The organism is Streptomyces sp. NRRL S-646 (assembly GCF_000720765.1).
In the GTDB taxonomy this organism is placed as follows: Bacteria; Actinomycetota; Actinomycetes; order Streptomycetales; family Streptomycetaceae; genus Streptomyces.
This window is the reverse complement of record NZ_JODC01000007.1, coordinates 611,716-625,119: the sequence shown is the minus strand read 5'-3', so window position 1 is coordinate 625,119 and position 13,404 is coordinate 611,716. Positions and strand designations below refer to the sequence as shown.

General features: G+C 72.3%; 11 protein-coding genes. 2 read left to right on the top strand and 9 right to left on the bottom strand.

The genetic code is table 11. The features are described 5' to 3' along the window. Nucleotides 1-3: 3 nt before the first annotated feature. Together IH68_RS0118315 and IH68_RS0118310 are read right to left on the bottom strand one after the other, a co-directional pair. Nucleotides 4-969: a hypothetical protein gene (locus IH68_RS0118315; protein WP_030936364.1), complete on the bottom strand. Its 966-nt coding sequence runs from the start codon at nt 967-969 to the stop codon at nt 4-6. Then, the gene (locus IH68_RS0118310; RefSeq protein WP_030936362.1) at nt 966-1,769 is read right to left on the bottom strand and encodes a phosphatase PAP2 family protein; all 804 of its coding nucleotides are present in this window, start codon (nt 1,767-1,769) and stop codon (nt 966-968) included. The genes IH68_RS0118315 and IH68_RS0118310 overlap by 4 nt, the downstream gene beginning before the upstream one ends. Nucleotides 1,770-1,998: 229 nt before the next feature. Between IH68_RS0118310 and IH68_RS0118305 the strand changes: the two genes are divergently transcribed. Next, nucleotides 1,999-2,613, top strand: coding sequence for a TetR/AcrR family transcriptional regulator (locus tag IH68_RS0118305; protein WP_030936358.1), 615 nt, complete (start codon nt 1,999-2,001; stop codon nt 2,611-2,613). A 146-nt stretch (nt 2,614-2,759) separates the two neighbouring features. Here IH68_RS0118305 and IH68_RS0118300 read toward each other — a convergent pair whose 3' ends face one another. The 3 genes from IH68_RS0118300 to IH68_RS0118290 form a co-directional block, all read right to left on the bottom strand. After that, nucleotides 2,760-3,815, bottom strand: a complete 1,056-nt coding sequence (locus tag IH68_RS0118300) for a DUF2510 domain-containing protein (RefSeq protein ID WP_030936347.1) — start codon at nt 3,813-3,815, stop codon at nt 2,760-2,762. 50 nt (nt 3,816-3,865) lie between these two features. Beyond that, entirely contained in the window at nt 3,866-5,020 is a 1,155-nt protein-coding gene (locus IH68_RS0118295) for an anhydro-N-acetylmuramic acid kinase (RefSeq protein ID WP_030936345.1), read from the bottom strand. Nucleotides 5,021-5,218: 198 nt separating this feature from the next. Next, a complete protein-coding gene (locus tag IH68_RS0118290) occupies nt 5,219-6,499 on the bottom strand; it encodes an MFS transporter (protein WP_030936343.1) in 1,281 nt (426 codons plus the stop codon). 181 nt (nt 6,500-6,680) lie between these two features. On the opposite strand from IH68_RS0118290, the gene IH68_RS0118285 reads away from it, so the two are divergent. Further along, entirely contained in the window at nt 6,681-9,365 is a 2,685-nt protein-coding gene (locus IH68_RS0118285; protein WP_030936341.1) for an ATP-binding protein, read from the top strand. Between the two features lie 105 nt (nt 9,366-9,470). Here the strand turns inward: IH68_RS0118285 and IH68_RS0118280 are convergent, their stop codons facing one another. The 4 genes from IH68_RS0118280 to pcaG form a co-directional block, all read right to left on the bottom strand. Next, on the bottom strand, nt 9,471-10,262 hold the full coding sequence (locus IH68_RS0118280) for an SDR family NAD(P)-dependent oxidoreductase (protein ID WP_030936338.1): 792 nt from the start codon (nt 10,260-10,262) through the stop codon (nt 9,471-9,473). 79 nt (nt 10,263-10,341) lie between these two features. Then, the gene (gene pcaD / locus IH68_RS0118275) at nt 10,342-11,463 is read right to left on the bottom strand and encodes a 3-oxoadipate enol-lactonase (RefSeq protein ID WP_030936336.1); all 1,122 of its coding nucleotides are present in this window, start codon (nt 11,461-11,463) and stop codon (nt 10,342-10,344) included. Next, complete coding sequence (pcaB, locus tag IH68_RS0118270; protein WP_030936334.1) at nt 11,460-12,797, bottom strand: 3-carboxy-cis,cis-muconate cycloisomerase; 1,338 nt, start codon at nt 12,795-12,797, stop codon at nt 11,460-11,462. Before pcaB ends, pcaD begins: the two co-directional genes overlap by 4 nt. Beyond that, nucleotides 12,794-13,399 carry a protocatechuate 3,4-dioxygenase subunit alpha gene (pcaG, locus tag IH68_RS0118265; RefSeq protein ID WP_030936332.1) on the bottom strand — a complete coding sequence of 202 codons (606 nt, stop codon included), beginning with the start codon at nt 13,397-13,399 and terminating at the stop codon, nt 12,794-12,796. The genes pcaB and pcaG overlap by 4 nt, the downstream gene beginning before the upstream one ends. Between the last annotated feature and the right edge of the window lie 5 nt (nt 13,400-13,404).

Sequence of the window (13,404 nt, the reverse complement as noted above, 5' to 3'; positions counted from 1 at the left end):
CGTTCACAGTGGTGTGAGGTGCCCCGGCGCGGCGGACTGCCTGGGCACCAAAGCCGGTTCCGGCGTGGCGCTTTCCGGCTTCAGGGCCAGGACCGCGGCCACGGGGTGCTCCTCGTCGACCGTTGGCACCGCAGCATCCGGAGTGACCGGAGCGGGTGTCGCCCGGGTCAGCAGTACGACACCCCATGACGCAAGTGCCGCACCCGCGAGGGCGAGCAGGATGCCCTCCGGCCCGCCGCGCAGGCCCTGGCCGAGCAGGGTGAGGCCGATCACCGAGGCTGCCACCGGGTTGGAGAGCGTCACCATGGCGAGGGGGGCGCCGAGCCCACCCCGGTACGCCGTCTGGGACAGCAGCAGTCCGCCGACTGCGAAGGCGGCCACCAGTACGGCCACCAGGACGACCTGGAAGCTCAGTGCGGAGCCGGACCGGTCGGTCGCGGCGACCGTCACGGTCTGCGTGAGTGCCGACGCGACGCCCGAGGCGAACCCGGACGCCGTGGCGTGCCGCAGGCCCGGCCGGGCGCCCGGCCGTGAGAGCAGCCCGATCAGCGCGGCCGTGGTGCCCGCGACCGCCAGTGCCTCGGTCAGGCTCAGCACCTGCTCGGGCGCCGACCCGGACGCGGTGACCAGCAGCGCGGCCAGCCCGGCCAGCGTCAGCGCGGTGCCCCGCCACTCGGTCGCGCTGACCCGCCGCCCGGCCGCCCGTGCCCCCATCGGCACCGCGGCGACCAGCGTGAGCGCGCCGAGCGGCTGGACGACGGTGAGCGGGCCGTACTTGAGGGCCACGACGTGCAGCAGGGCCGCGCCGGCGTTGAGCCCGACCGACGCCCACCAGGCGCCCGTGCCCAGCAACCGCAGCATGCCGGTGCCGGAGCTGCGGGAGGCGAGCCGCTCCTGGGCCACGGCGGCGGCCGCATAGGCGACGGCGGAGACCAGCGACAGGGCGACGGCGACGAGTGTGGCGGTCATCGGCCCGCTCCTACGAGGACGTGGTCGTCGGCGACGGGGGCGGCGAGCTTCTCGCCGCCGCGCACGGCCGTGGTGACCGTGCGGTGTGGCCGGTGTACCAGCGCCAGCGCGGCGCCGAGCATGGCGGTCGCGACGATCGCGTCGAGCCAGTAGTGGTTCGCCGTGCCCACGATGACCAGCAGCGTCACCAGCGGGTGCAGCAGCCACAGCCAGCGCCAGCGGGACCGGGTCGCCGCGATCAGGCCGACGGCGACCATCAGGGCCCAGCCGAAGTGCAGTGACGGCATCGCCGCGAACTGGTTGGAGAGGTGGTCCGAGGACGGGGGGCCGTAGACCGACGGCCCGTACACGTGCGCCGTGTCGACGAGGCCTGTGGCGGCCAGCATCCGCGGCGGTGCGAGCGGGAACAGGAAGGGCAGCACCAGGGCCGCGGAGGTGACCGTGGCGAGGACCCGGCGGGCCCACACGTAGTGCGCGGGGCGCCGCAGATAGAGCCAGACCAGGAAGGCCGCGGTGGCCGGGAAGTGGACGGTCGCGTAGTAGGTGTTCGCGAGGTGCACCAGGGTGTCGCTGTGCAGCAGTAGGGACTGCACCGAGCCCTCACCGGGCAGATGGAGCGTCCGTTCCAGGTCCCACACGCGGTGCGCGTTGCGCAGGGCTTCGCCGGTGTGGCCGGTCGCCAGCTGACGGCCGAACTTGTAGACGAGGAAGAGCCCTGCGACGAGCAGGAACTCACGGACGACCGGAGGCCGCGCTATCGCGTCGGTCTCTCCTTCTGCAGGCTCGGTGCGGGCATTCATCCCCCGGCCCCTTCGCTGACGGTGGTGCGTGTGCTGGTACGTGGTGAGACCCGGGCCGGAGCCCGAACTCATCGGTACGCTTGCGTGCCGAAACGAAAGCGTTCCGATACGGCAGTGTACCGATACGCGGCCGTTCCGGTACACTGGCGTATCGATTGAGGTACGACACACTGGAAGCCGGGAATAAAGCGCGAATAAAGCCGGCACTCGGAGTGAGGGAGAAAAGCAGATGACGTCGCAGGCCGCGGACGGACCGCAGACGGTCGCCGCCTCGCGCCGCTCCAAGATCACGCGCGAGCGTGAGCAGGAGTTCTTCGACGCCGTCCTTGAGCAGATCCGCGAATGCGGATACGAAGCCGTCACCATGGAGGGGGTCGCCGCCAGCACGCGCTGCAGCAAGTCCACGCTGTACCGGCAGTGGAAGACGAAGCCCCAGTTCGTGGTGGCCGCCCTGCGCTCCCGCCGCAAGGCCCGCTTCGAGGGCATCGACACCGGATCACTCGCGGACGACCTGCGCGAGGCCGCGCGGGCCGTGGGCCGCTGGTCGCAGAACGACACCAAGCTGCTGCAGGCCCTCGGGCACGCCGTCACCCAGGACGCCGACCTCGCCAAGGCGCTGCGGGAGGCGCTCGTCGACCCGGAGATCGCCGCGCTGAAGGAGATCCTCAGACGCGGGGTCGAGCGCGGCGAGATCACCGCCGGCCATCCGGCGCTGGAGTACATCCCGGCGCAGATGTTCGGCGTCGTACGCGCCCGGCCCGTCGTGGACGGCGAGTACGCCGACCCCGAGTACCTGGTCCGCTTCGTGGAGGCCGCGGTGCTGCCGGCACTGGGCCTCACCTGAGAATCAGGTCGCCGTCCGTGGGATGACTGGACGGTGACCTGCTCGCGCCGCACCGTGGGGACGGGGGCGGCGCGCACCCCCCGGCCGGGTGGGGCTCCTCTTGAGCGGAGGGGCGCCCCACCCGGCCGATCGGTGTCCGGGGTGGTTCACACCGTCTGGCCGTTGCCGCCGCCGGTCGACACCTTGATGCCCTTGGTGATGTCGTCGATGACCGACTGCTTCTCGGCGACGTCCACGCCGAAGCGGACCACGACGATCTGCGCCGGGTTCGCGGGGGAGGGGAGGGCGAGCGACTCGACGTAGCCGTCGGAGCCCTTGCTGGTGACCGCCTGCCAGCGGACCAGGTAGCCCTTCTGCCCGGCCACGGTGACCGCCCTGGAGTCCAGCACCTTGTGCGAGGTGATCGAGCCGTAGCTCTTGCCGCCGTAGGACTCCTCGGCGTTGGCCTTGATGTCGGCCTTCGCCACCTCCTCGGCCGTGCTGCCCGCGGTCTTGAGGACCGCGGCCGGCGCCGAGTACGCGCCGCCCTTCGTGCAGGTCTTGGAGGTGTCCCCGGGGCATTTGTAGGAGCCGTTGGACGTGATCGACGCGCCCACCGCGATCTGCTGGCCGTACCAGTCGTCCGGGATGGGCAGACTGATCCCGCTGATCGGGTCGGACACCGAACCGCTCTTGATCTTCGGAGCCTCGGGCAGGCCGGGGCCGGGCGACTGGGATCCGCCCGAGCCACCTGAACCCCCGGAGCCACCGGAGCCACTGGACCCCCCGCCCGGACCGCCCTGACCGCCGCCTGGCCCCCCTTGGCCGCCGGTGCCGCCCTGCCCCTGCTGCGAGTTGACGTTGCCGCCCGAACCGTCGTTGCCCGCCAGCGCGTACACACCCACACCGATGCACGCGAGGACGACCACGGCGGCTCCGACGGCGATGCCCGTGTGCAGGCCGCGCCGCGGAGCGGCCGACGGCTGGGCGGGATAGGCCGGATAGTCCGGGTATGCCGCATAGGCCGGGACCGTCGGAGGGGCAGCGTCCGCCGGATCCGCCCCGGCCGTCGGCGCCTGCGCCGGGGGACCCCATACGGCGGCCGACCCCGCGGGGCGGGTCCGGTCCGTCCATGCCTTGCCGTCCCACCAGCGCTCGGTGGCGGGAGCCTCACTTGTCTGCCCGGGGTCGGGATACCACCCGGGAGGAGTCACCTGCGTCATGCCCCCACCGTATGAGGCCTCGGTGAAAGCGGCATGAGAGGAATCCGGCTTCAGGTCACCACCAGCCGTTTCGGCGCCCGCGCCCCCGGTGGCGGCAGCCGCAGTCCGTCCCGGCCGGGTGTGATCGAGCCGAGCACGCTCGCATGCCGCGCCCCGGTGCTCGCGGGCTCGGTGCCCGCCAGACCGTGCGCGGTCAGGAACCCGAGCACGGCGAACGCGTACGCCTCCTTCGCATCCGACGCCAGCCCCAGCTCGTCGGAGGCGCGCAACGGAATCCCCGGCAGCCGCTGCCCCAGCATCCCCATGAGCACCGGGTTGCGGACCCCGCCGCCCGAGGCGATCACCTCGCCGGTGCCCAGGGCGAGCACGGCGTCCGCGACCGTCCGCGCCGTGAGCATGGTCAGCGTGGCGACCACGTCCTCGGCCCGCAGCGTCCCGAACCCGGCCAGCGCGTCCCGCAGATAGCCGAGGTGGAACAGTTCCTTGCCCGTCGTCTTGGGCGCGGGCAGCGCGTAGTACGGCTCCTCCAGCAGCCGCCGCAGCAGGGGCTCGTGGACGGTGCCGCGGGCGGCCAGCGCACCGTCGACGTCGTAGGCCATGGTCCCGCCGCTGAACCCCCGGGCCGCCGCGTCGATCAGCGCACACGCGGGCCCGGTGTCGAAGGCGGTGCCGTCGGGGGCGGTGAGGTTGGCGATGCCGCCGAGGTTGAGGGCGACCGGCGTGCCCGGACGGCCGCGCAGCCACAGCAGGTCGATCAGGTCCACCAGGGGCGCGCCCTGGCCGCCCGCGGCGATGTCCCGCGGCCGGAAGTCGGCCACCACCGGCAGCCCGGTCGCCTCCGCGATCCAGGCGGCCTGCCCGAGCTGCAGGGTGCCGTGCACCTTGCCGCCGTCCGTCCAGTGGTAGACGGTCTGCCCGTGCGAGGCAACCAACTCGGCCTGCCCGCCGCACAGTTCACGATCCGCCCGCACGGCCGCCGCCGCGAAGGCCTGCCCGATCCCCGTGTCGAGCCGGCACACCTCCGCCAGCGACGTCGCAGCCGGCGGCAGCGCGGCCGCGAGCGCCTCCCGCAGCTCCTCGTCGTACGCCTCGCTCACCATCCCCAGCGGCTCCAGTACGAGGCGGTCGCCGTCGAGCCTCAGGTCGGCCGCCGCCGCGTCGATGGCGTCGTAGGACGTGCCCGACATCAGGCCGATCACCCGCATCCGGTCCACCCTGCCTTCCGTTGCGCTGTCGTGGTGAGGGCGAGGATGTCTGGCGTGCGGGTTTTCACCGCGTGGGTCTGCCGGATCGTCGTGCTGCGGCGGGTGACTTCCGGTGGCGGGGTGATGCCCGGCGACGGTGCGGCTGCGAGCGTGTCCTGCACCTCCTCCACTGGCGTCAGGCCTGTCCACCGCATCTGCTCAACCCGCCTTCCGTTTCGGTGCCTTGGCCAGGGCGAGGACGCTCACCGCACACGTCGCCGCCGCGTAGTACCCGGGGATGTCGACGCTCCCTGTCCGCTTGACGGTTTCCGTAATGATGAGCCCGGCACAGCCGGAGAACACGGCATTCGAGAGGGCGTAGGCGAGTCCCAGGCCCGTGTGGCGCACGTGCGTGGGGAAGAGTTCCGAGAGCATCGCCGGTCCCGGCCCTGCCATCAGGCCGACCACCGCACCCGCCCCGAACACCGCCGCACCCTTAACGGTGTTCGAAGTTCCCGGGTCCTGCAGGAGGTTGAGCAGTGGCAGGGACAGGAGCGCCACGAGCAGCGCGCCCGTCAGCATCACCGCTCGCCGCCCCAACCGGTCGCTGAGCAGACCTGCCGGGACGATCGTGACCGCGAAGCCCAGGTTGGCCAACACGGTTGCGATCAGCGCCTGTTGGAAGCCTGCGCCCAGCGTGCTCTGCAGATACGACGGCAGGACGACCAGGAAGGTGTACCCCGCCGCCGCCCAGCCCATGATCCGTGCCGCGCCCAGCGCGATGGCGCCGGCGACCTCGCCCGGAGGAAGCCTCACGGCCTCGGTCTCCCGCCGGAACTCCGGCGTCTCCGCCAGCCGCAGCCTCAGCCACAGCGCCGCCAGCCCGAGCGGCAGCGTCAGCAGGAACGGCACCCGCCACCCCCAGTCGCCCAGCTGCCGCTGGGTGAGCAGAGTCGCCAACAGTGCCGCCACCCCCGCCCCGCCCAACAGCCCCAGCGCCACCGTGAACGACTGCCACGACCCGTACAGCCCACGCCGCCCCGGCGGAGCGAACTCCGTCATCACCGCCACCGCCCCACCGAACTCCCCACCCGCAGACAGTCCCTGAACCGCCCTCAGAAGAGTCAGCAGCCACGGAGCAAGAGCCCCGACGGTCGCATACGTCGGCAGCGCACCGATCAGCGTCGTCGCGACCGTCATCACCACGATCACCAGGATCAGCACCGGACGCCGCCCGATCCGGTCCCCCAGCCGCCCGAACAAGGCAGCCCCGACCGGCCGGAAGAAGAACGCCAGCGCGAACGACGCATACGTCCTCACCAGCGCCTCGGCCTCGCTGCCGCCCTCCGGGGTGAAGAACCGCGCCGCGATCACGGTCGCGAAGTAGCCGTAGACCCCGAACTCGTACCACTCGACGAAGTTGCCCACCGACCCGGCCGCCAGCGCCCGTACCGCAGACGAGTCCGGCACGGCCCGGCGTTGTCCGAAAAGCAGCGTCATTTCAGCGCCTTTTGACTGTCGGTTACCTTCACACAGGCAGATGACAGGCTTCATGCGTCGCCTGCCCGCACCCGCTGTCACCCATAACGGCAACAGCTACCCGGACCCCCCTCCACTTCTGCAATCGGACGGCTACGCTCGATGTCTGTACGTCGTTCAGGCGACTTGGGGAGGTAGCGGGATGACGGAGGTCCGGCCCATGGAGGCCGCCTCGGCCTCCCTGTGGGAGCGCGACGAGGAGATCGCCGCCGTCAAGCAGGCGATCGACACGCTGTGCGCCGACCGCTCGTCCTCGGGCAGCGTGCTGGTGGTCCGGGGCGAGGCGGGGCTCGGCAAGACCGCCCTGCTGGCCGAGACCCGCCGCATCGCGGAGCGGCGCAACTGCACGGTGTGGTCGACCCGCGGCGGCGAGACCCTCAGATCCGTTCCCTTCAACGTGGTACGGCAGTTGCTGCAGCCCGCGCTGGTGTCCCTGATGCCGGAGGAGGCCCGCGAATACCTCGGCGACTGGTACGACATCGCAGGCCCCGCCCTCGGCATCACGGAACCGGGCGAGCGCCAGGCCGACCCGCAGGGCGTGTGCGACGGACTGGTCGCCGGGGTGCGCCGGCTGGCCCGCCGGGACTGGCCGCTGGTCCTGCTGATCGACGACGCGCACTGGGCCGACCAGGAGACGCTGCGCTGGCTCGCCGCGTTCGCCGAGCGTCTCGACGACCTGTCCGTCCTGGTCGTCGTGGCCCGTCGGCCCGGCGAGGTCGGCGGCGAGAGCGCCCGTCACCTCGAAGCGATCGCCGCCGCCTCGGGCCATCCCGACGCCAACCTGAGCGCCCTCACCCCGGACGCCACCGCCGGCCTCACCCGCGCCACCCTCGGCGCGCACGCCGACGCCCCGTTCTGCCGCGAGGTCTGGGCCGTCACCGGCGGCAACCCGTACGAGACCGTGGAACTCCTCGCCAAGGTCCAGGACAGCGAGCTGGAGCCGACCGAGGGCGCGGCCGCCGAACTGCGCGCCCTCAACCGCTCGGCCCGCGGCGGCGGCCTCGTCGCCCGCCTCGAGGAACTCGGCATCGACGCCACCCGCTTCGCCTGGGCTGCCGCCATCCTCGGCACCGGCATCTCGGTCGACCTGGTGGCCGAGCTCGCCACCATGGACCACGACGAGGCACTGCGCTGCGCCGAACTGCTGCAGGACGCCCGCATCCTCACCGAACCCGACCCGGCGAGCGCCCAGGCCGACGACGGCGACCTGGAGTTCGTGCACCCGCTGATCGCCACCGCCGTCTACAACTCCATCCCGGACGCCCTGCGCACCGCCATGCACGGCATCGCCGCCCAGGTCGTCACGGAGTCCGGACGCGGCGCCGCCATGGCCTCCCGGCACCTCCTCCAGGTGCACCCGGACGACGACGAGGAACTCGTCGAGCAGCTGCGTGAGGCAGCCCGCGAACACCTCGCCGTCGGCGCCCCCGACGCGGCCCGCCGCTGCCTGGAGCGCGCCCTGCTGGAACCGCCCCTTCCCGAGGTCCACGCGCGCGTGCTCTACGAACTCGGCTGCGCCACCCTCCTCACCGCGCCCGCCACCACCATCGATCACCTGCAGTCCGCGCTCGGCATGCCGGGCCTCGACGGCGACGAGCGCGTCGACGCCGTCTTCCGCCTCTCCCAGGCGCTCCTCCACAACGACCAGATGGAGGAGGCGGTCCGCACGGTCGAGGCGGAGGCCGCCCGGCACGCGGAGGGGCCGGCGAAGATGCGGCTGCAGGCCGTGCAGTACATGTGGGAGAGCCTTTATGCCGGCGAGGCGACCTCGCAGGGGCGCTCCCAGCGCCTCGCCGACCTCGCCTCGACCTGCACCGGCCGCGACAACTCCGAACGCGCCCTGCTCATGCTGCGCGGCTTCGACGCCCTGATCCGCGGTGAGAGCGCCGAGGAGGTCGTCGACCTGTGCGACCGCGCCCTCGTCAACGGCCGCCTCGCACCCGGACTCGGCTGGACCGACACCGAGTGGGGCATCGAACTCCTGCTGATGCTCGGCAACTCCTACACCTACACCGACCGCCTCGACCGTGCGGAAAGCCTCTACAACGAGGCCCTGCGCACTTACGAGTCGGCCGGCTGGAGCGGCGGCCACCTCGCCCTGGCCCACGCCCACGTCGGCATCGGACACCGCAGGCGCGGCCGCCTGCGGGAGGCCGAGGCCTCCCTGCGCGAGTCCCTGCGCCTCGCCGAACCCGTCGGCCGCGGACTGCCCCTGTACTGGTGCGTCACCTGCAACCTCGTAGAGGTCCTGCTCGCCCGTGGCCATGTCGACGAGGCCTGGGCGATCGCCGACCAGTACGGCTTCGCACCGCCGTACACCTCCGGCGTGGTGATGCCGGATCCGCGGTCCGTGCGCGGTCGGCTGCTGCTCGCCGTCGGCCGCACCAAGGACGGCATCAACGAACTGGAGGAGGCCGAGAAGGCCGTGGCCGCACGCGGTCACCACAACCCGGTGCTCGTCCCCTGGGCGCTCGATCTCGCCCGGGCCCTCGCCTCCGAGGACCCGGCCCGTGCGGCTCGGCTCGTCGCGGACACCCGCCGGCAGGCCGAGCGGTTCGGCACGGACACCGCCATCGGGGAGGCTCTGCGGTGCGCTGCAGCGCTGGAGACCGGGCAGCGGGCTGTCCGGCTGCTGGCGCAGGCTGTGGCGTATCTGGAGGCTTCGCCCTGCCAGTACGAGCATGCGGCGGCCCGTATCGAGTACGGGATCGCTGCGAGGTCTGTTACCGAGCTGAACCGGGGGTTGGCGTTGGCTCGGTCGTGCGGGGCGGATGGGTTGATGGCGAAGGCTCGGGAGGCGCTGGAGGTTGGGCGCGGGGTGCGCTGAAGAGCTCGGGGCGCAAGGTTGTACGGCGGCTGCGGGTTGTCCGTGGTTGATCGCGCCCACGCGGCGGAGCCGCATACCGACACAGCCCCGCGTCCCTGAAGGGCGCTACAGCGCAAGCAGTTGATCAGTGACTGTCGACAGACGTTTCTGTATCTCGCGGTCGTACGTTGCCTCGTGCGCCCTTGCTCGGCTGGTCCCCTCGTAATAGCCGCCTGTGCCCAAGTCCTGAGTCGCCAGGGCCAGCACACCAGGTGCCCCGTCGGCCACCGTGTTCCAAGGGGTGACCTCGCCCTCGCGGACCATGGCCGTGTCCATGAAGGTGGCCGGGTGCAGGACGTTCACCGAGACGCCCGTGTCCGCCAGCTCCTCGGCGAGGGCGAAGGTGTGGGCCGCCAGGGCGAACTTGGCGCGGCGGTAGGCGGCGAAGCCGTCGTACTGGCGCCTGAATTCGATGTCGTCGAAGTCGAGGGGGTCCTGGCCGACCGAGCCGACGTTGACGATCCGGGCGGGTGTGTTCGCGCGCAGCACCGGGAGCAGGGCGCGGGTGAGTACGACCGGTGCCAAGTAGTTCACGGCGAGCCGCAGTTCGTGCCCGTCGGCGCTCAGCTCACGCCCCGCGCCGGGCGCGCCCGCTCCCACACCGGCGTTGTTGATCAGGACATCGAGGTCGGGGTGGGCGTCGGCGACGTGGGCGCCCAGCTCGTGCACCTGCGTCAGTGAGGCGAGGTCGGCGACGAAGCCTTCCGCGTCGCCCTCGGCGCGCAGCTCCTCGACCAGCTGCTCCGTACGGCCCGGATCGCGGCCGTGAGCGAGGACGACGTGTCCCGAGCGGACAAGCTCGAAGGCGACGTAGCGCCCGAGGCCGGAGGTGGCGCCGGTGATCAGGATGGTGGACATGCCTCCACCGTAGGCACGCGGTGGAGGCATGTGCGAGATGCTGCTGAAGCTACGACCGGCAGGGTCACCTTCAGAGGCTTCAGAGGCCGTCCTCCTCCGCCAGCACCCGCTGGGCCGCCGCGAACGCCGAGTTCGCTGCCGGGACCCCGCAGTACACGGCCGTCTGCAGCAGTACGGCGCCGATCTCCTCGGGGGTGAGCCCGTTGCGGCGGGCTGCCCGTACGTGCATGGCCAGCTCGTCGTAGTGCCCGTGTGCGACCAGTGCCGTCAGTGTGATCATGCTGCGTTCGCGGCGGCTGAGCGTCGGGTCGGTCCAGATCTCGCCCCAGGCGTAGCGCGAGATGAAGTCCTGGAAGCGGGCGGTGAAGGGCGTCTGCCGGGCCTGGGCCCGGTCCACGTGCGCATCGCCGAGCACCTCCCGCCGTACCTCCATGCCGCGCCTGGCAGCTCCGCCGAGGTGGGTCCGCAGGGCTGTCAGCACGGCTTCCGGGCACTGGGCGGGCGCCAGATGCGCGGCGTGCGGGAGCTCGACCAGCGCGGAGCCGGACACGGCGTCCGCGATCTCCCGCAGATGCGGCGGCGGGGTCGCCTTGTCCTCGCGCCCGGCGATCAGCAGCGTGCGCACGGAGATCTCCGGGAGCCGGTCGCGCAGGTCGAAGGCGGCCAGCGCGTCACAGCAGGCGGCGTACGCCTCGGGGTCGGCTTCTGCCTGGTCCCGCACCAGTTCCGGCACGGTGAACCCGGGCGTGAACCACCGGGCATCGGCGCTCGCCACCAGCGAGCCCAGCCCCTCGCGCCGCACCAGCTCGGCCCGCTCCTCCCACGGCTTGGAGCCGTTGAAGTGCGCCGACGAACAGATGACGGCCAGCGACGACACCCGCTCCGGGTGGTGCAGGCCCAGATGCAGTCCGACGGCACCGCCGAGCGACACCCCCGCATACGCGAACCGCTCGATGCCCAGCGAGTCGGCGAGGGCCAGCACCAGATCGGCGAGGTCACCGACGGTCGCGCCGGGACCGATCAGGCCGGGCGCCGAACCGCCGTGCCCCGGCAGGTCCCAGCGGACGACCCGGTGGGTGACGGACAGCTCGGGTGCCACCTTGTCCCACAGTGCGTACGACGTCCCGAGCGAGGGCCCGAGCAGCAGCGCGGGAGCGGAAGTGGGCCCCTCGGCACGGTGGTTGAGGAGTTTCTCGGTCAACGTCGCTCCAGGGCACGGTCGGTGAGGACTCCGGCGGAGCCGGTGTAACGGGCGGGATCGGTGAGCTCGTCGAGGTCGACGAGGTCCTTCAACTCCGGTTCCTCGGCGAGCAGTTCGGCCAACGGGCGGCCTTCCGTGTACGTGCGCTCGGCGAGGTCGGTGAGCAGGGCCTTGGCGCGGGCACGGCCGAGCAGGGGGGCCAGTTCGGCTGACAGCCGTTCCGAGACGATCAAACCGTGCGTGAGACCCAGGTGTTCACGCATGACGTCCGCGTGCACGCGCAGCCCTTCGGCCAGTTCGGCGGCGTCCCGTGCGGCACCGCCGACCAGCCGCAGCAGATCCCGCAGCGGTTCCCACTCGGCGTGCCAGGCCCCGGCCGGACGCTCGTCCTCGGCGGCCAGCGATCCGTACAGCGTGGCCGCGAGCTGCGGAGCCCGCCGGGCCGCGGCCGCGATCAGCGTGGACCGTACGGGGTTCGCCTTGTGCGGCATGGCCGACGAACCGCCGCCGCTGCCCTCCGCGACCTCGGCGACCTCGGTGCGGCCGAGGGCCAGCACGTCCGCGGCGACCTTGCCCAGCGCCCCGGCAGTGAAGGCCAGGCATCCGGCGAGGTCGGCGATCGGCGTGCGCAAAGTGTGCCAGGGCAGGAGCGGCTCCCGCAGCCCGAGTTCGTGGGCGTAGGCCGCCGTCAGGACCTGCGTGTCCCGGGCGCCGTACACGGTGAAGGCCGCCAACGTGCCTGCAGCGCCACCGAGTTGGATGGGCAGTGAATCCCGTACGGCCTTGATCCGGTCCCGTGCGTCGAGGGTGAGCGACCGCCAGCCGGCCGCCTTCAGCCCGAACGTCGTCGGTACGGCGTGCTGGGTGAGCGTCCGTCCCGGCATCGCGGTGTCACGGTGGTCCGCGGCCAGCCGGGCCAGCGCCCGTTCGGTGCGGACGAGGTCGGCGAGGACCAGGTCCAGGGTGCGCACGGCGACCAGCATCGTCGCCGTGTCCATGATGTCCTGGCTGGTCGCGCCCCGGTGGACGTACGGCCCGTACTCCTCGCCCACCGCCTTCGTCAGGTCGGCGACCAGGGGGATGACCGGGTTGCCGCCGGCGCGGGCCCGCTCGGCGAGGGAGCGTAGGTCGAAGCGGGTGGCGTCGGCCGCCTCGGTCACCGCGGCCGCCGCCCCGGACGGCGCGAGGTCCAGAGCGGACTGGGCCCGGGTCAGGGCGGCCTCCGCGTCGAGCAGGGCCTGCAGAAATGCCGCGTCGCCGGTCGCGGAGGCGGCGGGGGAGCCTGCCCACCCGGGGGCGAGCAGGCCGGTGTCGTCAAAGCCGACAGAAGTCACTGGAACTCCAGGAAGACCGTCTCACCTTCGCCCTGAAGGCGGATGTCGAAACGGTATGTGCCCTTGCCGTCGTCCGTCGCGATCAGCGTGCCGCGTCGTCCGTCCGGCACCTGGGACAGCACCGGGTCGGCGGCGAGCGCCGCCTCGTCACCCGGCAGATAGATCCGGGTGAACAGGTGCACCAGCAGTCCGCGCGCGAACACGCACACACTGAGGTACGGCGCACTCTGCCCGCGCGCGCCGGGCCGCAGCGTCCGCGCGTACCAGTGGCCGTTGGCGTCCGTCTGGATGCGTCCCCAGCCGGTGAACTCCACGCCGTTGCGGCCCAGGTAGCCGCCGCTCGCCGGGTCGCGCCGGATCGAACCGTCGACCTGGGGGATGTTGCCGTCGGGGTCGGCGCCCCACAACTCCACGAAGGCGTCCGGCAGCGGGTTGCCCTCGCCGTCGTAGACGTACCCCTGGACGGTGATCGTGTCCGGGTGGCCGACCGGCGCGATGTCGCCGCCGCCGGGGAAGGGCAGGGCGTGGCCGTAGAAGGGGCCGACCGTGTGCGACGGGGTCGGGAGCACGGTCTCAGGACGGCTCGTGTCGATCTTCGTCATGGCAG

Excerpts from the sequence above, each read along its gene's own strand:
- IH68_RS0118315 (WP_030936364.1), bottom strand. The coding sequence starts at position 969 with ATGACCGCCACACTCGTCGCCGTCGCCCTGTCGCTGGTCTCCGCCGTC.
- IH68_RS0118310 (WP_030936362.1), bottom strand. The coding sequence starts at position 1,769 with ATGAATGCCCGCACCGAGCCTGCAGAAGGAGAGACCGACGCGATAGCG.
- IH68_RS0118305 (WP_030936358.1), top strand. The coding sequence starts at position 1,999 with ATGACGTCGCAGGCCGCGGACGGACCGCAGACGGTCGCCGCCTCGCGC.
- IH68_RS0118300 (WP_030936347.1), bottom strand. The coding sequence starts at position 3,815 with ATGACGCAGGTGACTCCTCCCGGGTGGTATCCCGACCCCGGGCAGACA.
- IH68_RS0118295 (WP_030936345.1), bottom strand. The coding sequence starts at position 5,020 with ATGCGGGTGATCGGCCTGATGTCGGGCACGTCCTACGACGCCATCGAC.
- IH68_RS0118290 (WP_030936343.1), bottom strand. The coding sequence starts at position 6,499 with ATGACGCTGCTTTTCGGACAACGCCGGGCCGTGCCGGACTCGTCTGCG.
- IH68_RS0118285 (WP_030936341.1), top strand. The coding sequence starts at position 6,681 with ATGACGGAGGTCCGGCCCATGGAGGCCGCCTCGGCCTCCCTGTGGGAG.
- IH68_RS0118280 (WP_030936338.1), bottom strand. The coding sequence starts at position 10,262 with ATGTCCACCATCCTGATCACCGGCGCCACCTCCGGCCTCGGGCGCTAC.
- pcaG (WP_030936332.1), bottom strand. The coding sequence starts at position 13,399 with ATGACGAAGATCGACACGAGCCGTCCTGAGACCGTGCTCCCGACCCCG.